General features: G+C 54.4%; 24 protein-coding genes. 17 read left to right on the top strand and 7 right to left on the bottom strand.

Annotated features, from left to right (window positions below):
* The first annotated feature begins 6 nt into the window (after positions 1-6).
* The 9 genes from WBL42_RS07325 (at position 7) to WBL42_RS07365 (ending at position 7,369) form a co-directional block, all read left to right on the top strand.
* Positions 7-888, top strand: a complete 882-nt coding sequence (locus WBL42_RS07325; protein ID WP_424720620.1) for a class I SAM-dependent methyltransferase — start codon at positions 7-9, stop codon at positions 886-888.
* A complete protein-coding gene (gene coaBC / locus WBL42_RS07330; protein WP_424720621.1) occupies positions 855-2,063 on the top strand; it encodes a bifunctional phosphopantothenoylcysteine decarboxylase/phosphopantothenate--cysteine ligase CoaBC in 1,209 nt (402 codons plus the stop codon). Before WBL42_RS07325 ends, coaBC begins: the two co-directional genes overlap by 34 nt.
* A gap of 124 nt (positions 2,064-2,187) precedes the next feature.
* Positions 2,188-2,616 carry a HAMP domain-containing protein gene (locus tag WBL42_RS07335; RefSeq protein WP_424720622.1) on the top strand — a complete coding sequence of 143 codons (429 nt, stop codon included), beginning with the start codon at positions 2,188-2,190 and terminating at the stop codon, positions 2,614-2,616.
* Between the two features lie 141 nt (positions 2,617-2,757).
* Positions 2,758-3,105: a roadblock/LC7 domain-containing protein gene (locus WBL42_RS07340; protein ID WP_424720623.1), complete on the top strand. Its 348-nt coding sequence runs from the start codon at positions 2,758-2,760 to the stop codon at positions 3,103-3,105.
* On the top strand, positions 3,102-3,953 hold the full coding sequence (locus tag WBL42_RS07345; protein ID WP_424720624.1) for a hypothetical protein: 852 nt from the start codon (positions 3,102-3,104) through the stop codon (positions 3,951-3,953). The genes WBL42_RS07340 and WBL42_RS07345 overlap by 4 nt, the downstream gene beginning before the upstream one ends.
* 103 nt (positions 3,954-4,056) lie before the next feature.
* Complete coding sequence (locus WBL42_RS07350) at positions 4,057-4,923, top strand: pantoate kinase (protein ID WP_424720625.1); 867 nt, start codon at positions 4,057-4,059, stop codon at positions 4,921-4,923.
* 4 nt (positions 4,924-4,927) lie between these two features.
* Positions 4,928-5,659 (top strand): 4-phosphopantoate--beta-alanine ligase, encoded by a 732-nt coding sequence (locus tag WBL42_RS07355; RefSeq protein ID WP_424720626.1) that lies wholly within the window; start codon positions 4,928-4,930, stop codon positions 5,657-5,659.
* The gene (locus tag WBL42_RS07360) at positions 5,646-6,641 is read left to right on the top strand and encodes an AAA family ATPase (RefSeq protein WP_424720627.1); all 996 of its coding nucleotides are present in this window, start codon (positions 5,646-5,648) and stop codon (positions 6,639-6,641) included. The genes WBL42_RS07355 and WBL42_RS07360 overlap by 14 nt, the downstream gene beginning before the upstream one ends.
* Positions 6,638-7,369 carry a methyltransferase domain-containing protein gene (locus WBL42_RS07365; RefSeq protein ID WP_424720628.1) on the top strand — a complete coding sequence of 244 codons (732 nt, stop codon included), beginning with the start codon at positions 6,638-6,640 and terminating at the stop codon, positions 7,367-7,369. Before WBL42_RS07360 ends, WBL42_RS07365 begins: the two co-directional genes overlap by 4 nt.
* Before the next feature lie 286 nt (positions 7,370-7,655).
* On the opposite strand, the gene WBL42_RS07370 is transcribed toward WBL42_RS07365, so the two are convergent.
* Positions 7,656-7,970, bottom strand: a complete 315-nt coding sequence (locus WBL42_RS07370) for a YciI family protein (RefSeq protein ID WP_424720629.1) — start codon at positions 7,968-7,970, stop codon at positions 7,656-7,658.
* Between the two features lie 259 nt (positions 7,971-8,229).
* Positions 8,230-8,475, bottom strand: a complete 246-nt coding sequence (locus WBL42_RS07375; protein ID WP_424720630.1) for a type II toxin-antitoxin system MqsA family antitoxin — start codon at positions 8,473-8,475, stop codon at positions 8,230-8,232.
* A 356-nt stretch (positions 8,476-8,831) separates the two neighbouring features.
* Between WBL42_RS07375 and WBL42_RS07380 the strand changes: the two genes are divergently transcribed.
* The 5 genes from WBL42_RS07380 to WBL42_RS07400 all read left to right on the top strand — a co-directional run bounded on the left by WBL42_RS07380 (position 8,832) and on the right by WBL42_RS07400 (position 14,160).
* On the top strand, positions 8,832-9,278 hold the full coding sequence (locus WBL42_RS07380) for a hypothetical protein (RefSeq protein ID WP_424720631.1): 447 nt from the start codon (positions 8,832-8,834) through the stop codon (positions 9,276-9,278).
* Positions 9,275-10,447: a hypothetical protein gene (locus WBL42_RS07385; protein WP_424720632.1), complete on the top strand. Its 1,173-nt coding sequence runs from the start codon at positions 9,275-9,277 to the stop codon at positions 10,445-10,447. Before WBL42_RS07380 ends, WBL42_RS07385 begins: the two co-directional genes overlap by 4 nt.
* Positions 10,444-11,556, top strand: a complete 1,113-nt coding sequence (locus WBL42_RS07390; RefSeq protein WP_424720633.1) for a hypothetical protein — start codon at positions 10,444-10,446, stop codon at positions 11,554-11,556. Before WBL42_RS07385 ends, WBL42_RS07390 begins: the two co-directional genes overlap by 4 nt.
* Entirely contained in the window at positions 11,553-12,959 is a 1,407-nt protein-coding gene (locus WBL42_RS07395; RefSeq protein WP_424720634.1) for a DUF6159 family protein, read from the top strand. The genes WBL42_RS07390 and WBL42_RS07395 overlap by 4 nt, the downstream gene beginning before the upstream one ends.
* A gap of 154 nt (positions 12,960-13,113) precedes the next feature.
* Complete coding sequence (locus WBL42_RS07400; protein ID WP_424720635.1) at positions 13,114-14,160, top strand: hypothetical protein; 1,047 nt, start codon at positions 13,114-13,116, stop codon at positions 14,158-14,160.
* Between the two features lie 124 nt (positions 14,161-14,284).
* On the opposite strand, the gene WBL42_RS07405 is transcribed toward WBL42_RS07400, so the two are convergent.
* Entirely contained in the window at positions 14,285-15,049 is a 765-nt protein-coding gene (locus WBL42_RS07405; protein WP_424720636.1) for a hypothetical protein, read from the bottom strand.
* Positions 15,050-15,237: 188 nt separating this feature from the next.
* Between WBL42_RS07405 and WBL42_RS07410 the strand changes: the two genes are divergently transcribed.
* Positions 15,238-15,720 (top strand): winged helix-turn-helix domain-containing protein, encoded by a 483-nt coding sequence (locus WBL42_RS07410; RefSeq protein WP_424720637.1) that lies wholly within the window; start codon positions 15,238-15,240, stop codon positions 15,718-15,720.
* Between the two features lie 215 nt (positions 15,721-15,935).
* On the opposite strand, the gene WBL42_RS07415 is transcribed toward WBL42_RS07410, so the two are convergent.
* Both WBL42_RS07415 and WBL42_RS07420 read right to left on the bottom strand, forming a co-directional pair.
* Positions 15,936-17,264, bottom strand: coding sequence for an AIR synthase-related protein (locus tag WBL42_RS07415; RefSeq protein ID WP_424720638.1), 1,329 nt, complete (start codon positions 17,262-17,264; stop codon positions 15,936-15,938).
* Positions 17,265-17,328: 64 nt separating this feature from the next.
* Entirely contained in the window at positions 17,329-18,297 is a 969-nt protein-coding gene (locus tag WBL42_RS07420; RefSeq protein ID WP_424720639.1) for a tetratricopeptide repeat protein, read from the bottom strand.
* Positions 18,298-18,485: 188 nt separating this feature from the next.
* Between WBL42_RS07420 and WBL42_RS07425 the strand changes: the two genes are divergently transcribed.
* Positions 18,486-19,052, top strand: coding sequence for a type IV pilin (locus tag WBL42_RS07425; protein ID WP_424720640.1), 567 nt, complete (start codon positions 18,486-18,488; stop codon positions 19,050-19,052).
* Here WBL42_RS07425 and WBL42_RS07430 read toward each other — a convergent pair.
* Both WBL42_RS07430 and WBL42_RS07435 read right to left on the bottom strand, forming a co-directional pair.
* Positions 19,033-19,221: a rubredoxin gene (locus tag WBL42_RS07430; RefSeq protein WP_424720641.1), complete on the bottom strand. Its 189-nt coding sequence runs from the start codon at positions 19,219-19,221 to the stop codon at positions 19,033-19,035. The genes WBL42_RS07425 and WBL42_RS07430 overlap by 20 nt on opposite strands.
* 103 nt (positions 19,222-19,324) lie before the next feature.
* A complete protein-coding gene (locus WBL42_RS07435; RefSeq protein ID WP_424720642.1) occupies positions 19,325-19,903 on the bottom strand; it encodes a DUF99 family protein in 579 nt (192 codons plus the stop codon).
* 38 nt (positions 19,904-19,941) lie between these two features.
* Between WBL42_RS07435 and aglJ the strand changes: the two genes are divergently transcribed.
* Entirely contained in the window at positions 19,942-20,865 is a 924-nt protein-coding gene (gene aglJ / locus WBL42_RS07440) for an S-layer glycoprotein N-glycosyltransferase AglJ (RefSeq protein ID WP_424720643.1), read from the top strand.
* The last annotated feature ends 294 nt before the right edge of the window (positions 20,866-21,159 follow it).

Here is a 21,159-nt window from a genome sequence, read left to right on the forward strand (position 1 = left end):
GGGTTCATGATGCGGGCCAGGAAAATATCGCGGGACCAGCTGAAAACAATCGGCGGCGAGGAGTGGGTGGACCAGTCCCGGAGCCCGTTCGTAAACGGGGATGAGTGCTGGGTGCCGGTCCGCGAGGGCATGCCCTGCGACTGCGAGATCGACAGGCAGCCCCGCTATGCAGGGAGGGGGTTTTACATGATCGGCGATGTGGCCGTGATCCATGGGGCGAGACCTGCCCCGGAGCAGGTTGATGAGATCATCCGGTTCCGCACGCCCCGCGGAGTGCTCTGGATTGAATCCCTGAAGGAGGTCACAAGAACGCCGCGGGCCGAGATACTCTTCGGTACGGCCGGAGAAGTGCACCACCGGGAGAGCGGCTATACGTTCGTACTCGATCCCGGGAAAGTCATGTTCTCGCAGGGGAACCGCACCGAGAAGATGCGGATCGCCGGGCTGATCCGGGCCGGGCCCGGCAATGAACGGGTGGCGGACATGTTTGCCGGTATAGGCTATTTTTCGATACCCGCAGCAGGTGCCGGGGCCCGGGTCCATGCCATGGAGATCAACCCGGTCGCGTTCACGTATCTCGAACGGAATATCCGGGAGAACCATTTTTCCGGCCTCATCGAAGCAACACCCGGGGACTGCCGCGACCTCCTCACCGGGAAGTATGACCGGATTCTCATGGGTCATTTCGACGCGATCACGATGTTTCCGTACGCATTGCAGCACGCGAAGACCAAAAGCATCATCCACCTCCACAGTATCGGCCCTGTTGAAGATCAGATCCGTGCAGCACTGGAAAGCGCAGGTTTTTCTGCCACCATCCAGGTACATAAGGTTAAGAAATACCGGCCGCATGCATGGCATGTCGTGCAGGACGTGAGTATCCTATGACCCGGGAGACCCTTGCCGGAAAACAGATTGTCGTCGCCGTGACCGGGAGCATTGCTGCCGTAGAAGTGGTAAAACTCATCCACGAGCTGAGGAGACACGGGGCAATTGTCCAAGCGGTGATGAGTGATGCCGCAGCCGGCATTATCTCCCCTGAAGCACTCACCTATGCCAGCGGCAGGCCGGCAATCACCCGCATCACCGGTCTCGTGGAGCATGTCACCTGGTGCGGGGATGACGGGATGGCAGACCTCCTGCTTATTGCGCCGTGCACAGCCAATACCATAAGCAAGATTGCCTGCGCAATCGATGACACTCCCGTCACCACGTTTGCCACCACGGCACTCGGGAGGGGCATGCCGGTCCTCGTGGTCCCGGCTATGCACCACAGCATGTTCCGTCACCCGGGCCTTGCGGAAAATCTTCGCAGGATCGAAGCATGGGGCGTTGAAGTGATCGGGCCGCGTATCGAAGAGGGGAAAGCAAAGATTGCCGGTACCGGTGAGATCGTCCTGGCCTGCGAACGTGCGGTTCTCGGCAGGCCGCTTGCGGGGAAACACGTCCTCATCACCAGCGGGCCGTGCCGTGAGCCGGTGGATGATGTGCGTATCCTGACAACCCGTTCAAGCGGACAGATGGGGCGCGCACTCGCTCTTGAGGCATTCCGGCTTGGTGCTGATGTGACCGTAGTCCATAACGATTCGTTTCCCTGCGTCCGGAATATCCCGGCAGGGACTGCACGGGAAATGCACGACCAGGTACTGCACCAGATGGATGAACGGGGAGGGACAGATATCTACATCAGTGCGGCAGCCATCTCAGATTTTGCCCCGGAACGGGCAGCGGGTAAGATCCCCAGCGGGAAACCGGTGAGCATCAGCCTCCGCCCCCTCCCTAAACTTCTTGAGACCGTTCAGTCAGCATATAACCCGTTTACGGTAGCGTTCAAAATCGGCAGGAGACCGGAGACGAAAGCCCGGGCCATGATCCGGCAGGGAGTTGCCATGGTACTCATGAATACTCCGGAAACCATGGGCAGCAGCCACGGGAACTATATCCTTCTCGATGCAGAAGGCACTACACCCATTGACGGGACCAAGGACGAGATCGCTGCCTCCGTATGGAGCAGGATTATCCAGCGGATGGCACAGGCCCGTCCCGGTACCGGACCTTCCTGAAAAACAGGGACCGGGACATATTCTTATTTTTACCGGTTTTTGGTCACAATTCACATTTCAATCAATCTGAAATCCCCGGAATTCTTTGGAAATTTTTATATGGTGTTTTCGTAGATACTGATCTATGGCTTCCATGAACAGAACGGAAATAAAGGCCCCGCTGGGTGGCTTCTCCTTCCAGATACCCATTTTCTACAAGCTGATGGTGAGTATGCTCTTTGTTGCAACGATACCGATGATCCTCCTGGGTATCGTGTTAATGGGAGATAAGACAAGCATCGTCGCAAACATCGGTCTTGCAAACAGTATCTTCATCATCACGCTCATTACCCTGTCCGTTGTTGTCATGTGGAGTTTCTTCCTTGCCAACAGCATCACCACGCCGATCGTCAAGCTCTCCAAGATCGCCACCAGCATGAGCACCGGCGACCTGAAGAGTCCGGAGATAGAGCTGCTCAGTAACGATGAGATCGGTGAACTCCAGACTGCGTTCAACCGGATGATCAATACCTACAAGATCCTCGACACCCTGGCAAAAGAAGACAACGAGTGAATGATAATCCGGACATAATAGTTGTCTGCCGGGACAAAACCTCAGTAACGGTGTAACATGCATAGAGGTATAATGCTCCACAACTGATTGGAAAATCAATGCAGGGCCACAGGAAATAATCCGGACAATCCGGGGGTACAGATGCTTAAGGAGATCCTTAATAAATTCCTCATCATCAAAGGCGTCCAGGCAGCCGTGGTTATAGAAGAGAATGGGGAGATAATCGAGAGCATAAAGTCGGGTATTGTCATTGACGCAAACATGGGGAACGTTATTTCGACGGTCATGCTCGATTCAAAAGATACCGCCGTACAGTTCGGTAATGCAACCCTCTCCATGGTCTTTGTGGAATATTCAGAGAGCTTCCTCATCCTTGGGCCCCTGGCAGAAGAGTTCTTTCTGGTGATCATCGCAAAGAACAGCGCCAATATCGGACAGATCACGTACGAGATGAAGAAAAACCAGGATGCCATAGTCTCATTCTTATGATCGACCAACTGCCGGAAGGAAAAAGTATCGGGTGGATGCAGGCACCGCCCCAGTGGATATTTTCTCACACCGTACGGTTCGTGGGAGTTGTACGGATTGTCATCCAGGACGGCGAGGGATTTATCCTGATTCGGAAAGGGACGCCTCTCGCGTATTACTTCAAGCACGGGAGGATCGAGCTCAAAGGCCATGCTGCCCTGGATTACTTCAATTCACATCAGACCATAGAGTTCAATCTATGCAGGTACACTCCCGAAGAGTTTGTCCATGCCACAAAGATCCTGCATATTGATGAACATGGGACAGAGGTCATCCCGGAAGAGCCCGGGCCGGTAAACAAGGTAATACCAGCTTCACCGTCCGCACCGCTGCGCGAGCCAACACCTGTGGTTATGCAGCAGACAACAAAATGGCCGGCACCCCTGGCTACGGTAAATCTGCCGCCAGGCCCTGACGAGCACGAAGGGATCCCGTCCGGTGTGCCGCAGGTCCCGCTTGATGTGGTCCTCGATGCTGACGATATAAAACTTATAGGCCAGATAAAAAAGCTCAACGGGGTTGTGGCCATATCCGTCTTCAGCGAAGACCGGAATATTATCCTGATGGGCGACGCGGAGATCGAACCCCTCCTTAAAATTGCCCGGAATATGCTTGCAACCACCCGTAAGATCACCCCTCACCTTGACTGGGGCACATTCGTTCACATGACGATCCAGATCCCCGAAGGCAACGTGATCATCGCTCCCTACAAGAAGTACCATCTCTGCCTGCTCACTACCCGCACCATCAACATCGGGCATATCCGCAGGATACTCCGGGATCTCCAGCAGACCGGGGGACCGCAGTAACCCGGTAAATCAGCCCTCCTGTTTTTGAGGGACTGCATTTTTTTGGATCAGGATTGATTAAAGACTGCAGACGTCCAACCAATTACTGCATAACGGGACACGTATGAAACCGACGAGGGTCACTGCATTCTGCCCCGGTCATATTTCGGGGTATTTCAAACGGGTTGCCGGTAGCACTGTGGCTGCCACCGGCAGTATCGGTGCCGGCATTGTCATCAGCGAAGGCGTCACTGCCACCGTCACCCCGTCTGAAAAAACATCCATCCGCGTAGTGTGCAGGGATGTCACGGGCAGGGAGCTCATAACAGACGATGATTCTTTGCCTGTCGCATCAGTCATGAAACGTCTTGGCATCACCGCCTCTGTGCAGACAGAGTGCAGGCTTCCCATCGGAGCCGGCTTCGGCCTCTCTGCTGCGGCACTTCTCGCAACGCTGACCGCACTGGACCGGCTCCTTACCCTCCACCTGTCTCCCCGGGACATTGCGGCTTATGCCCATGAGACGGAGGTCACCCACAGGACCGGTCTTGGCGATGTCGCTGCATGCCAGGGGGGCGGCCGGGTGGTCCGGTATGGTCCGGGGATCGATGCCCGGATTGAGCGGACATTTGACCTGGACGGCCCCTTTTACATGATCAGTTTCGGGCCGATCCACACGCCCTCCGTCCTCGGTTCGAAGGACCTGATGGGCCGTGTTTCTGCCGCATTTCCCGGCACAACCCCCGAAGGTCCGGAGGATTTTTTCCGGCTCTCCCGGCAGTTTACCGTGGACAGCGGTCTTGCAACAAAAGAAGTCCTCGAAGTCCTTACAGCCTGTGAAAAAGAGCATGTCCCGGCGAGCATGACCATGCTCGGGAATGGCGTATTTGCCCTGGGCACGGATGCACGCGCCGTCCTTGAATCGTTCGGCCGGGTCTGCGAATGCACGATGGCCCGGTCCGGTGCCGGAATCACCGGGGAGCAGGTATGATGCCATGATCTCTCCCGACCATCCCCGCTACCGGTCTCTCGTCACCCGCGAGCGGCTCGCGGCATGTGCAAAGAAGGGAGTTGTGGCCATGGAGGGACTCACTGCCCATGGACGGGGCGAGGCGTTCGATTACCTGATTGGCGAGCGGACAACAGAGAGTGCCCGGCGTGCTGAGGAGACCGCGGCAGCGATGCTGATGACTGCCCGCCACCCGGTGATCTCGGTCAACGGCAACACCGCTGCACTCGCATCCCGTGAAATTGCAGAACTCCAGAAGGCAAGCGGGGCCCTTGTGGAAGTCAACCTCTTCCACAGGACCGAAGAACGGGTGGCGATGATCGAGAAGATCCTGGCAGCAGCCGGCGCAGATGTTTTTTCCGGGGAGGCCGAGCGGCTGCTGCCATTATCCCACGACCGGGCCTGGAGCCGCCGCGAAGGCATGTTCTCTGCCGATATCGTGCTGGTGCCCCTGGAAGACGGGGACCGGTGCGAAGCCCTCGTGGGGATGGGGAAACAAGTGATCGCGATCGATCTCAATCCCCTCTCCCGGACAGCACAACACGCCACACTCACGATCGTTGACGAAGTTACCCGCGCACTGCCGGAGATCACCCGGGCGTGTGCTGAACTTTCGGCAGAGGATCGTACAAGGCTCCTGGCAACATCGGACAACCATTATCTTTTGTCAGAAGCAATACGTGAGATAACAATGAGGCTTGCCCATGCTCTGGATTGAGAAGTACCGGCCGGGTACCCTGGATATGATTGCAGGACAGGAGCCTGCCGTCCGCCAGCTCTCATCCTTTGCCCGTTCCGGGACCGTCCCCCACCTGATCCTGACCGGGCCGCACGGCACGGGAAAGAGTTCGGCAATAGAATGTTTTGCAAAAGAGGTGTACCGGGAAAACTGGGAACTGAACACCACAATCATCCAGACCGCCGATATCTTCCAGCAGGGCAAGGCATTCCTGGAACAGGACGAGCGGTATGCCCACCTGTACCAGAAGAACCAGTCGCTGGTCTCGAATTTCAAGTATATTCTCAAGTGGTATGCGTCGCTGCGCCCGCTGGATGCGGAGTACAAGATCCTTGTCTTTGAGGATGCCCATGCCCTCACCCGGGATGCACAGCAGGCGCTCCGCCGGATCATGGAGCAGACCAGCAGCACCTGCAGATTTGTCCTCACCACAACCAACCCGAGCGCCATCATCCCCGCGATCGCTTCCCGCTGCCTGCCACTCTTCTTCTCTCCCATTGGAACATCCGTTATGCTGGGCAGCCTCAGGAAGGTGATGGAGCGTGAGCAGCCGGGAGCACGTTCCTGCAGCGAGGATGACCTCGAACTGATCGCGCAGGCGGCTGCCGGGGATATGCGCAGGGCCCTCCTGCTGCTGCAGGTTGCAACGGAGACCGGGCGCTGCCAGGACCTCCTGGGGGTTGCCCAGTCAGAATCGGCAACTGTTGCAGTCTCGGCAATCAATGCCCTCAAGGGTGGAGACACACGGGGGGCTGTACGCAGGCTCGAGTCCCTGATGATCGATTCCGGGCTGTCGGGCACGGAAGTGATCATGGAATTGCGCACCATTATCCAGCGCGAGTTTAACCACCCGGCGCTTGCCATTGCCCTCGCCGATGCGGAATACAGGATGCGACACGCCAACAGCGAATTTATCCAGATGGGGGCACTTACCACGGGAATCCAGGAGATTTTTACATGAGTTCCATCAAGCAGGAGAAGATCCGGAACCACTACGATACCATTGCTGACACCTACGACAAGCATTACGATCACAAGCGTGGCAGGAATTACCACACCCACATCAGCAATTACCTGATCAACGCACTCCCGAAAGGCGGCGATCTCCTCGATATCGGGTGCGGGACAGGCCTCTTTGTCGAGAAATACATTGAGCACGGCGGCCACGCTACCGGCCTCGATATCAGCGGGAACATGGTCTCACTGGCCCGCAAGCGCTGTAACGGGTGCGATTTTACCGTCGGGGTCGGCGAGAAGCTCCCGTTCCGCGACAACTCTTTCGATGCCGTATCGAGCCTGCTGGTGTTCAGTTATGTGAAGGACCCGGAAGCAATGCTCGCGGAGACCTACCGGGTGCTACGGCCCGGCGGAGCGATTGCCATCTGCACGCTCGGCAAGAAACTCCTGACCTGCGGAATCCCAAAGTTATACCAGATTGGCGAGAAGATCAACGTGAAGCACGTGGTCATGAAAGACTTCGGGGAATACTACTACAACGAGAAGGAGATGGATACGCTCTTCACCCGGGCGGGATACGCGGATATCTCGGTCAAATGGTGCTCGTTTGCGCATATCGACATGATCGATCCGTTGTTCAATCTCGCGCGTAAGATCGAGCCGTTTGTCGAGAAGCGGGTGCCGCAGCTGGCGTATAATATTTTTGTGTGTGCTAATAAGCCGAAGGAATAAGGAATAACTTACGCTAACGGAGGGAACAGTGCCTGTCCCCCCGGACCGCCCCTGCGCTTTGCGATGCTGTGGGAATTACCTGTTTTTGAGTTTTTGAAAAGGTGTTGATCCGCCGCGGGGCGCCCTTCGGGGCGGCGGCCGTTCATCGCAATTTTCCTCAGCGATTCCCAAACCCACTCTCAGGAGGGGTACCCACCCCACCCATCAAGTAAGGGGGAGGTGTAGTGTAAAGTGACATCGTATTATATAAAATGAGGGCATTGAAAAGAGATTTAATGGGCAGAGTCTAGGAGCCCGGTTTAATTACCTCCCGAACTTCAACGTATCCATCATTCTCCAATATCGGGCACTCCTTTGCTATTGCAACTGCTTTTTCGTAACTTTCCGATTCTACCGTCATGTAACCGCCAATGGTGTCCTTATCAAATTTTAGATTCGTTACCCCGTTTGTAGAGACAAGCCTTCCCTCTTGCATGAATCTGCTTCCTGGAACACTGCTTGAAGCTACTTTCTTGGCCCATTCGACGAACCGATCCGAGTATTCATTCGAAAGCTCTGAATGCCGCAAACCGCCTTTGAATAATAGTGCATAGAGTGGCAAGCCATCACCGACTTAACATTTCTTTAATAGTTTTTATTTCTTTTTGGCTTGTCACATTCAGGTGTTAGTCGCTAGTAATGGAGAAAATGAACACGATGTCATTTTACATCACACCTGCATGAGGGTGGGGGGTTCACACGATTTAAAAATAAATGGAAGGGGGGTTGGCCGGCAACCCCCCACCGGATTCCGGGAATCCGCGATGATATCCAGGTGGGAGGGATAACCGAAGCCAGTTAAAAAAAGCGATCCGGTAAAATTATCCCTTCAGGGACACTTCCCCGGCAGGAAGCGGGCGCATGCACAGTTTTTTCTGATGGGCGGCCCGCATGAGGCCGTCAATTTTCCGGGAGGTGGCGGTAGTGTAACAGGCTTCCCCGCACGGCTCGCAGACATATGCCGGTACATCTTTGATCACGATGACCTCACCGCCAGCGTGGGCCATAAATTCCGTATTACCTTCACGGAGTTTACCCTTACAGAAACTGCAACGATCCGGAATCATGGTTCATCCTTCCTTCTACGGTAATCAGGTCATCGGTCGGGATGTTGCGCTCAAACATCCGGACCCGGGCGTGATGGGAGAGGATCTCACCTGATTCGATCAGGTCCGTTATCTTCCAGTCTCATTCATTTCCCACTCCCAATACCAGATCTTCTTATTCTAAACCGGATGTTCAGCATTTTATACTATGGTACCGTAGGGTGAAAATATCCGGAATTTTGTTTCCATAGCGTGCATTCTCCCTCCCGCATACAGGGGCCGGTAATCCTTTTTCGGATATACCCCGGGCTTATCATTTTCCTGAACGCAAAATGGCCCGCATAATTTTTATATTGTAAATGTCAATACATTTACGTATGTTCCTGCCAACGAATGAGAAGCAGTTCGGCTTCTGGAAGATGCGTCGCAGCGGGCAGTCCAATATCTCTATTGCTAATATGCTGGGAATCACGCGGCAAGGCGTCTCACAAGCGCTCCGCGTGATGGACGAAAAGATCGATGCCTCGCTCCGGGAGATGGCCCACGCAAACCGGATCCAGATTGAGAAGGTTGATGTAGAGCGGGGCGTCCTGTTTGGACGGTCCATCCCGTTCCAGACAAATGCCTACATCTTTGTCTCGGAAAAGCACGGCATGCAGGTCTGGTACGAACATGACGGCGACTGCGGGTCATGCGATGAGTATACCAAGTGTATCGAGTTCATCTGGGACTTCGCGTCAGAACTGGGGATCAAAATAAAAAAGACCACCAACCCGACAAAGATGGCAGAGGAACTGCTCATCAGGATAAAGGAAGGTGCATGATGGCCCGGGTATCTGAAATTGCTGAACATTGGTTGGGTCTGTGCCGGAAAGCGCCGACTTTTCACACTGCACCGGCAATCCTTGTTAATGACCCGGTCACAGCTCTTCCGGCCCCGCCAGCCGGCAACGTCTCTCCCGCCAGGCGCGGCCGGATCCGTGACGGGATCAGCATTGCTACAGGAAGCTTGATGGCGACGTTCCGGGACCGCCAGCTGCTCTGGTTCACGCTTCTTTCCGGGCTTGTCATGCTCTTTTTGATCCTTGCACAAGGATGGAGTATAACCCATGTTGCGATGACCCCGTCATTCTCTCTTGATATTCCCGTTGGCGACTCGACCCTGTTCATTGACCTGCAGAACCAGCTGGTTGCTCTTCCTTCCGGAAACTCGTCCATCATCATTGACCTGCGGGTCTTCCTCATGGAAATGATCTGCCTGTCCGGTTTCATCCTCATACTGGCATGCCTGGTCCTGTACCGGAACGGGAACCGGGGAAAAACAGCGGTCACCGTCCATGAGGGATGTGCAATAGTCCGTGCGTCCTTTTGGTCCCTTACAGCCCTGTCCGTCGGCATGGCCTTCGTTGCGACCATCGTCTTTGTATTCATATCCCACAGCCAGTTTTTTGGCAGCATCGTTCATGGTATCACGATGGCGCTCTTCTGGCTTCCCTATGAATACTATCATCCGGGCGGATTTTTCTCCGTGCTTTATACATCCGCGAACTTTTTCGCACTTGAGATCATGGCCATCAACAGCCTCCTGTTCCTGGCAGCCCTTTACCTGGTACCGGCCATCGTGCTGGAAAAGAAGGGACTTATTCCCGCCCTTGCGGGATCCGTAACCCTGTTCCGGCGGACATGGCGCGAGGTGCTGGGGTGCATCCTTGTCTTCGGGTTCATCGTCCTCGGGGTTGCTGCCGTAGGGGTCGTGATCGGCCAGTCCCCCACTCTGCTCAACCATGACTATGACTTCTTCATCTCCCGGTCCCGCGGGTATCTGCCGATGATGATCGTCTGTTACGGGTTCATCGTTGCCTGCTGGATCCTGATGGCTGCAGGTTTTTCTGCAGCGGGTGTTGCGATTGCGGATCTCTACCGAGTAGGAAAGAGCAACGGGGTATCCGATATACCGGAAGGGAGCCTGAAAAAACCGGAGCCTGCCTCATGACCCGGGTATCCGAAATTGCTGAACACTGGTTCGGCCTGTGCCGGAAAGCACCGATACTCCGCACGGCCCCGGCACTGCCCGTGGTTCAGCCGGACGCAGACCATCTCGCCCGGCCGGATGACGGTGGGCCCGGCCGGATCCGGCACGGGATCAGCATCGCATTATCCAGCACGAAAACCCTGATCGCGAACCGGCAGCTCCTCTGGTTCTCGCTCTTTACCGGACTGGTGCTGGCCGGGCACCTCATCACCCAGTGGGTGCTCATTCTCGTCAATATGAACAATGGACCCGATTTAATCGAATCGCCTGTCGTGGCATTTGCATTCGAGCTCCCGACGGTGTTCTGTCTGGTATTCTTACTGGCGGGCCTTGTCCTGAGTCTCTCTTCAGAGACAGGAGGTCCGGTCTCATTCCTTCATGGGTTCAGAATGGCCGGAAAATACCTGATACCACTTACCGGGTGGTCCGTGGTCGTGGCACTTGTAGGCACCCTGATCTTCATCGCCGGCGGGATCTCTTCAGGTGCGCTGAACTCAATGCAACTCCATTCTTTCGATATCTACGGAAACCTCGAAATATTCCTATCCAACATGTTCAGCCAGTACCCCTTCAACTGGTCCCTTAACCCGGATGTCTTCATCGCCCACCCGCCCGGGGGGAATCTTCCGGTTCTTGCTCCGGGATTTCCGGGTGCGTTCATTGAGACACTGATCTTTTCAGCAATCAACGTACTCCTGTTCGTCCTGACCCTGTTTGTGGCCCCCCTGCTCGTGCTTGAGAGAAAACGCCTGAAGGAGGCGGTTTCCGGATCGTTTACCCTGATGAAGAAGTACTGGGCAGAAGTGGCTGCCTGTGTTCTTGGCCTTGGAATGGTAGTATTCGCTGCCTCGCTAACGTTCCTGCTCTTCCAGTTTACCGGAATCAGCCAGGTGTCGATCGTTAACGGCGGCACGTCAATTTTGTCCTCGCGCCCCGGTGATGCATGGATCGCTCTCGGTCTCCTGTACGCCCTTGCCCTCTCCAGCCTTGCATTGATCGTGGCAACTGTCGGGGGGATTGCATCACTGGGCCTCTACAGGTATGCAAAGATCCGGGAGAGTATGGCATGAACCAGCATTCTCCTGATGTACACTGGTGGCTCGGCCTGTGCCGGAAAGCACCGGTCTTCCGCGCCTCGCAAACAGGTGCTGGTAACCCGCCTGAACCCACATATGAGGGCAGCCCGGATGGCGGGACCGGCGGACCGGATGCGATCCGGCGGGGAACCGGGGCAGCCCTGTCAGGCACGAAAACCCTGATCCATAACCCGCAGCTCCTCTGGTTTACGCTCCTCGCCGGACTCGTGCTGGCCGCGCACCTCCTCGCCCAGCTGGTGCTCATCGTTTCTCCCACACCACCAGAGTTGCAGTTCTTCCTTGGCCCCTACTATGCCAGTTTATTCCCATCGCTTGCCCTGACATTCGTGGCTGGGCTCCTTACGGTGTTCTGCCTGGGATTCTTACTGGCGGGCCTTGCCTTAAGCTACTCTCCAGACGGTCAGGTCTCATTCTTCCGGGGACTCAGGCTGGCAAAAAAATACCTGGTGCCTCTTACCGGGGGATCCGTGGTCGCGGCAATTGCCGGGATTCAGGTTCTCGTTCATCCCTTTATTATCCGGGGGGTACTTTTCGTTCATGACTCCCGGTGGCTGCTCCTCCTTGATCCCTACTACTCCGGTTTATTCGCATCGTTTGTCCTGACATTCGTGATCGAGCTCCTTACGGTATTCTGCATGGCATTCCTACTTGCGGGCCTCACCTTAAGCATCTCTTCAGAGGAAGGCGGTACGGTCTCATTCTTCCGGGGATTTACCATGGCAAAAAAATACCTGGTACCCCTTGCCGGGTGGTCCGTGGTCGTCGCACTCGCAGGCACCCTGCTCTTCACCATTTGTGAATATTCCAATGTGCTGAACCGGATCATCTGGGGTTCCCTGTTATGCGTGCAAAGCCAGTTCCCCTTCAACTTTGTCCTCGAACCGTTCCAGTACGTTCCCTTCATGCAAGCTGACAACTGGTGGTTCATCAGTTTTGCGCTCGACGATATGCTGATCCTTTTCGCCATCACCGTATTCCTGTTCGTCCTTACCCTGTTTGTAGTGCCCCTTCTCGTGCTTGAGAGGAAAAGCCTCAGGGAAGCGGTTCTGGGATCCTGTATCCTGATGAAGAAGATCTGGGGTGAAGTGGCAGCATGCGTTCTTGGCCTTGGAATGGTAGTATTCGCAGTCTCTCTCCTGATCCTGCTCTTCCAGTTTTCAGGAGTTGGTTATGGGTGGTGGGATTCGGGCCAGATATACACTTCGTTCACGTTTCCCAGTAATGCGTGGGCTGCTGCCGCTCTCCTGTACGTTCTTGCCCTGTCCGGCCTTACCCTGGTTGCAGTAACGGTCGGGGGGATTGCATCGCTGGACCTCTACCGGTATGCAAAGTCCGGGCACATGCCAAAATCCGCTGAAACGGAAACTATCTCATAAATTTTTTTAATCCCTAGCCCCCTCTGCAAGATATCCCGTATTAAAAGTAGTGTCAGCAAATGCCCGCGAACCCATACGTTCCAGTGATAATGTTACCGGATAAAAACCTGATGCTAGAATAAAATTTATATTGTAAATATCCATACATTTACATATGTTCAAACAAGCCAGCAACAACCGATCCGCGTTCTGGAAAATGATCCTGCTGCTCATCATAGCAGGTACCGCAGTATTGTCGCTGTCTCCCGTATCCGCAGGCACGGGAGTTACCATCGCCGCACAGGGGGATCAGTCATATTACCTGGGAGAAGAAGTAGTTCTCAGTGGCCATAATTATGATTCGGATACCACGTACCTCTTCATAACCGGACCCGGCACATTCACAACCGGACCCGGCATTCCCAGTAGCGGGGGAAAACTTACCTCGCCTCAGCAGGCTGTAGTCAGCGGAAACCCGGACTCATTCACAGTAGTGAATACAAAACCGGATAAAACCTGGGAATATACCTATTACACCACAAATCTCCCGGTCGATGCCGGGACATACAGCATTTATGCCGTGAGCCAGCCGAAAGCAAAGGACCAGCTGGGTCCCGACGCTGCCAATGTCGGGATTATCCTGAAAAAACCCTTCATAACTGCAGAGATCTCTCCAGCAACAATTTCAAAAGGAGTGCCCTTTACGATTTCCGGATCTGCGGAAGGAAACCCATCCAATGTCCAGATCTGGATCCTCGGTAAGAACTACTACTCTAAGACAATTCAACCCGTCAACCCTGATACCTCGTACACGTATGAAGTCCCCGAGGAGGTCACCAGTCACCTTGAAAGCGGCCAGTACTTCGTGATTGTCCAGCACCCGATGGAGAACACCACGTTCGATATCGATGTCCGCGGAGATTACGTCCGCAGCCTGCAACTTAACAACGGCACGAACCTCTTCAGGATCTCCGGCCCGGGAAGCCTGCAGGGCAACGACGCAGCTGAGGCACTCGTTGCTGCGTTCAGTGACCCCAATAATGGTGATGACACCTATACAGAGATCCCGTTCCTGGTTTATAGTACGGGCATTTCAACACCTCAGGCACAACCAGCCACGACCGCTCCGGTTCAAAGTCCGACACAACCTGCCCCGCTTCAGTATGCCCCGGTCGGAGCAATCCTTCTGGTTTTTGGAATTGTAGTGTGGAGCCGGCGTTAAGGGTCCGGTTTTTTACGGCCTTCCCTGAAGAGAGACTACCTGCCAGCGGAGTAGACGGAATTTGCTGGAAGGGACAGGGTGGAGTGAACGGAGGCTATGGACTTCTCTTTGCCGGGATGGGACATCAGGTTACCGGGGTCGATCTCTCGGAAGGGATGGCAAAGGCACGCGAGAAAGCAACACCAACGTGACCGGTAGTAACAAAACCGGTTTGTCCACCCCGGATAGCAGTAAAACCTACGGTACACGGTCCGGCGGCACTGCCTGTCTGAACCCCGCCAATGATCGGTCTCCACATATCGGTCCGTCCCAGATTGAGTTGTAGTATTGGTTCGGTGTAGAAGATCACGGGGACATTATCAATTCCCTGATTCCTGGCTTCTGCAGCAATAAACGAATACATCTCATCCATCGTCTTTGCATCTGTGACATTATTCTCATAAATGCCAACCGTTACAGAACCAAGTGCGTCGTATCCATAGGCAATCACCGGGCCGTGAGGATAGGAATACCGGTTATCAAAGGAAACTTTTGTCGCTTCGTAGAGTCCATTTAGTTTCTTATACTGTGCATCACGTTCGGTTCCGGAATATTCCGCCATGACTCCACGTGATATAACCTGGTGATCTTTGGTGAATACCGGAACCGGACCATAGGATTTGATCAGGTGATCCGAGTAACAGGGCGCAAGTGATGAGTAGATCCTGTCATCGATAACCGCTCCTGACACTGCGCCAGCTGATCCAGGCGGGGATATAAGTTCCGACTGGTTAATCAGCGTAACCGGACGTAAGCCCGTAGGGGTTTTGTTGTCAATAACCACTCCCGATGCGCACCCGGCTAACAGGAGCATACACAGGAGTCCGATAAATATAGTCCAGGTTTTCATGTTATCACAATTCCTTCAGTTCTGAAGACAAACGTCTTCAGGGATCTTACGATAACAAATATAATATAATAAATTAATATGTTAGATTGAGATCTAACATTTCATAAGGGCATGAAGAATTTTCTATCGTAAAATAACTCAATAAATCAGGAAAATTGATATAATATTTTTTTAAATGTATTACTTACATGGATGATGAAACCAGTTTTACCATTGACAGAACCACTATCGATAGTCTGTCATCAGAATCCCGGGTCCTTATCCTCTCTTCCCTTCGCACCAGGAAAAAAACCAATGCTGAACTAGGGAAGGAACTGTCCTTAAAGCCGTCCACCATCCATCACCACCTTGAACGGCTGAAGGAAGCAGGTCTCGTTGAGTCTGCAGAAGACGGCCACAAGTGGATCTATTACGATCTCACTCCGTTCGGGCGAGCTCTGCTCAATCCTGACAAAAAGATGAACGTATCAATTATTCTCTCATCATTCCTGACATTTGTTGTCGCACTCACTGCGATCTATACCTATTTCGCTATACCGTCCCTGAATTCAGCACCCTGGATTCCGGTAGTTGACGATCCATTTCTCCAGATGTTTATCATTGCAGTGATAACGGTTATCGGCCAGATCCTTATTCTGGTTCAGGTTATTGGCAGGAATAAAACCAGATAAAATATTCTTCTTTAGTTCACGGTGAAGTGGGACAAAAGAAAGTCAACACCTCATCCGCGACTGACCTTTTTTGTTCAAAGCCGTACGACAATAAAAGTAAAAAGATTTAATCAAAGTTCCGTCCGGGTGCTATCTACTTCCGGTAATACCGCCTCCCCGCAATGCGGGGATACCCACGCGGGGGGGGGGGCGAAGCAGCCCCCAATAGCGTCAAACTACTTCTTCCCGGCCCTCAGCCTCCCCAGCACCCGCTCCTTCTTCCGGATCGCCGCTTCCGACGCCCGCAGCACCCCGGCTTTCATCTCCTCGAAGTCGCGGGGCTCGGTATCCGCAACCTTCTTGACCGGCGTATACGCGGACTCCCGAAACCGGGGCGAGAAGTCATGGTCCTTCCCGTCGACCCGGAGCACCGCTTCCGGCTTCCCCGCCTCCACGTGCCCGACCTGCTTCATCGTAACCCCGGCTGATAGGATCACCCGGCAGATCTCATCGGCAACTTCAGCGGGTGCAACAACAAGAAGAGAATCAAGAGAAACCCCGAGGTAATCGATCTTCAGCGTTTCGAGCATCTCCTTCACCTGCGGCTGGACCAGGCTGCCGATATCCGACTCATCGATGACGATCCGGCACTTCGCGGTCTCGGCCATCTCGAAGGCATCGCCCCGCAGGCCGCCGTTGGTCACATCGGTCATCGCATGGATCTGCGGGAAGACCGGGCTCTTCATCAGGACTTCGCAGGCATTGAGGAAGTTCAGGTTGATCGTCTTGTCAACCACTTCGGGGAAGCCGGAATAGATCGCGGCGGTCGCAATAGTCCCGCCACCGGCGCCTTCTGTCATGAGCAGCACGTCGCCGGGCCGGGTGGATTTCCGGGCCGTGAGGTGCTCTGCCACGCCAACCGCTCCCACGCACCCGGTGAGCCGGCTGCCAAGCACCATGTCGCCGCCGATACGGAGGGTTGAACCGGTGACCAGCGGCACGTCCATCGCCTCGCCGACCGTCGTGATGCCGGCCGTGTAATCGAAGATCTTTGCGACATCGCCGTCATCGGCTACGTGGATATCGGAGAAGAGCATGACCGGTTTTGCCCCCATGACATACGCGTCCCGGAGCGTGGCACGTGTGACATGGAACCCTGCAAGGAACGGGAAGTCCGAGAGCCGGGAGTGCATCCCGTCCACGGTGCAGATGATGTATTTCCCGCCGGCACAGACGGCCCCGGCATCGTCCATCTCGTCCACGCCGACCGATGCGGAGGTCTTCCCGATGATCCGGGCGATCTGGCGGTGGGCAAAGAAATCCCCCTTCCCACGGGAACCCACGCCGAATTCCCCCATGCCTACACCGGCAGGTTCAAAGGTAAAAAAATCGCCGGAGAGCGAGCGGGAATTGTTCACTTCCTCGATCACCGCACGGGCAAATGCAGATGCATAGGAGGAGTCCGTGTTTTTTATCCGGAGGATGTGGTCCGCAAGGCTTTTTTGTAACGTATTCTCGTCTTTCCCGTCCGCCATGCCCCTGCGGACATACTCCTCAACATCCATAATTTTCGTTGGTGAAGCAGGGATAAAAAGCCGGGGTATCTGCCCCGGGGGAGGTTCTCATAAATTACCTGAGGAGCACACCGAACACATCGGAGAAGCAACGGAGCGCGTCGTCGAATTTCCCGACCTTCAGCATGGACAGCCCCCGCCTCATGCCGGACCTCACGTCCTTCGCATCGATATAATAGGCATTGTCAAATGCCCTGGCGGATTCCTCCAGCCTGCCCAGCATAAAGCACGAATTGCTCATCACGACCCAGGCATCGGCAATCGAGGGATCGATCGCAAGGGCTCTCTCAAGGCACCGGATCGCTTCGTCATGCCTTGCCATCATCGACAGGGAGAGCCCCTTCCGGTAGAGCGCCTTTGCATTTTCAGGCTCGATGGTCAAAGCCCGGTCCAGCACCTCGATGGCTTCGCCGTACTGTTTCAGGTTGATCAGGGCCACGCCTTTCTTGATGAGCGCGGAAAAGAAGAACGGGTAGATCCTGAGGGCACGGTCATAGCAGGCGATCTCGTCTTCGTACCGTTTCAGTTTCCCGCAGGCAAACCCTTTGTTGACCCATGCAGACAGGTAGCGGGGCCGGATTTCAAGGGCGCGGTCGCAACAACGGATCTCTGCCTCGAACCTGCCGAGCATGCCGAGAGCAACACCCTTGTTATTCCAGGCCGTGGCATTCTCCGGGTCGATCTGCAATGCCCGTTCGCAGCACACGACCTTGTCTTCGAACCGGTCGAGCATGCCGAGGGCAAACCCCTTGTTGTTCCAGGCATCGATACAATGGGGATCCAGCTGGATCGCTTTATCGCAGCATTCGATCTCTTCCTCGTATCTCCCCAGTTTGCCAAGGGCAAAACCCCTGCCGACCCATGCAAGGGCGAGATCCGGATCCACTGCAAGCGCAAGAGAGAACGAGGTGAGAGCGTCATCGTGCCGCCCATCTCGTCCGAGTGACAGCCCCTCCAGATAAAACTCCCTTCCTTTCCGGCGGGATGAATGAGTGTCTTCGGACGCGTCTGACGGGGTCAACATGTAATGCAATCCTGGATATGACGAGACTGTACTTACCAGAGGTTTGTGCGCAGTATATTTATGTTCATGGTGTTCCGGTCATGAGAGGGATCCGGTTTCCACCGGGCAAAAATAGTTATTATAAACAGCAGTATTTTTCATCGGATGATTTCAAAATAGATATATATTACAAAATTGATGCTCAATGGGTGATCCCTGTCACCAGCGATGATGCGTCTGAGAGTCCCCTCGGGGCAATACTGGCAGTAGCCATAACGGTAGTCCTTGCCATGCTGGTCCTGCTCATGGTCTCCCAGCTGCCGAACCTCCTGTATGATCGGACTGTCCCCACAATTTTTGAGATCACGAAAATCCGGCACACGGACAAAGACGGTGTCCTGGATTACGACAGTTACATGGTGGTAAAAAACAATGGAAAAAAACCGTATGATAACAGAAAATTATACGCAAAAACCTACCGTAATGGCGATCATCTTCCCTGCGATATTCCTACTATGAACGGGCATGATTTTATCCCGCTGCATCCCTATGGGATCAAGACGCTGGGAGGATTTGGATCTGACAATTTTTTATGGTATCCCGATGCGACAATCGCCATAGACTATTCCGATGGAACATTCCATCCCGGGGATATCGTGCAGTTCGATGTGTATGACAGGACAACCGACCAGGTCATCTCGCGGGACACTTACCCGCATACTGATGGAAACCAGGAAAAACTGATGCAATTATATTTCAGTTATCAAGGCGCTTGAAAACACCTTTCTTGCACTTGAGGATTTTACACTCCGGACATCGCCAGGTATCGGGGATATCCTCATATCCCGTGCCGGGCGGAACGCCGTTTTTGGGATCTCCTTTCTCAGGATCGTAGATATAATGACATTCAAGACAGACCCATCGGGGTTTAACAGCCTGTGACATAAAAACAACTCCGAACAACCGGACAGGTTACAAGTATAGATTTTTCCTGCGGTTATATGAAATCACCTTTCAGGGCAGGGTCCACCAGGATCCCGGCAAAGTTTCAGAACGTATCATCGTCCGTGCCGGCAGCCCCTGGGAGATTCCGGGCACAGAGCCTGGCCACCCGCAGGGGCTCCGGGATCTTTCCTTCGCAGGTGAAATCATCGCAGAACCGTGCGGCATCGTCCTGGGCAAGACCCCATGACCGGATAAAGCAGGTCAGTCCGGTGTGCAGCCGGACCGCGGTCCGTTCACCCAGCTGCCGGTATGCTGATATGCGGGCCGCATCATCCGGAAAATGCCGTGTGATATCCTCAAGGAGCCCGTCAGATTCCTCGTATGTGACGCAGATTACCGGGATCCCGGTCTCGCGTGCAACCCGGCCGGGATCGATCACATTGAACCACGCGATCACGCACCCGGACAACAAAATTACATTGATATCCCGGCGCCGGAGGTCGCGGACCATCTTCAGGATCGTATCCGTGGCATCCATCGCGCCGACCGTCACGGACCCGAACGCGAAGCCGTCGACGCGCAGATCCTTCCTCATGACGACCCCCGCGAGGTTCGACCGGGTCCTGCCCGCGTAACTCTCCGCAATACCAAATGCCCGAAGCCCTTTTTTGGGCATGTGCATAGAAGCACTTATGTCACCCGATTAAAAATAGTATACCAATGAAATTCAACAAGGATGAGGTCTGCATCTTAATCCCCACGCTGAACGAAGGACCGACTATCAGCAGCGTGGTCCGGGAGTTCAAGGCTCTCGGCTATAACCATATCCTTGTCATCGATGGCAAGAGTACAGACAACACGATCAAGAACGCCCGCGAAGCCGGAGCCAATGTCCGGACACAGTCCGGCAAAGGGAAAGGCAATGCGATTATCGAGGCATTCGAGGTGATCGAGCAGCAGTATATCCTCATGCTCGATGGCGACGGCACGTACTCTGCACGGGACGCGGAGAAGATGCTGGGGCCGCTCTTCCTCGGGTTTGACCAGGTGATCGGGGACCGCCTGATCAATGCCGAAGAAGGATCGTTCTCCCGGCTGAACCTCTTCGGGAACCACATGCTTAACCTCCTCTTCAAGGTCGCGCACAGCCGGGATCTGCACGATATCCTCTCCGGGTACCGGGCTTTCACCAAGCTTGCCGTCCAGCAGATGCACCTGAAAGAGAAAGGGTTCGAGATCGAGACCGAGATTTCCGTTGAATCGGTGCGGAACGGCCAGCGGATCATGGTGGTTCCCATCAGGTATTCCCAGAGGCCGGGAACCGCCACCAAGTTGTCGCCATTCCATGACGGGATCAAGATCGTCAGTACTATCTACCGGCTTGCCCGGGTCAACAACCCGATGTTCTACTTTGGCATGATGGGGATTTTCACTACGATCCTCGGTTTTCTCACGGGGGTCTATGTGCTTCTCGAATGGTTCAAGCACATCGAGCACATCCCCCTCACGATCCTGACAGTCCTGCTCATCGTCGTGGGTATCGAGATCTTCATGTTTGGGATGATCAGCGATATGCTGCTGGTCTTCCACCGGGAGATTATCCGGGAGATCCAGCTGCTCCAGCCACCGAAGCCGCCGAAGTAATTATCTCATATACTTTTTATCCAGGAATCTAGTTCACTTTTTTGAAAAAATGGGGGGGTGATTATCAACGGAAAACCGGAGAACCCAGTACTTCTCTAAATTATCCCATCCATTATGAGACAAAACCGCCCTGCCCTCATACATACGGTCTCGCCCCCCAATCCGGAGCCGGAACGGGCGTATTTTCCCATCAGGGTCCGGTGGTGAACACAAAAATAGAACCATGTTGTCCACCACGGAAATTATCCCCGCGATTTGTGGCGAAAACTCAAAAACCGGTCAAATTGCGGGGCG

The sequence above is a fragment of the Methanoregula sp. genome, assembly GCF_049686655.1.
Taxonomy (GTDB): Archaea; Halobacteriota; Methanomicrobia; order Methanomicrobiales; family Methanospirillaceae; genus Methanoregula.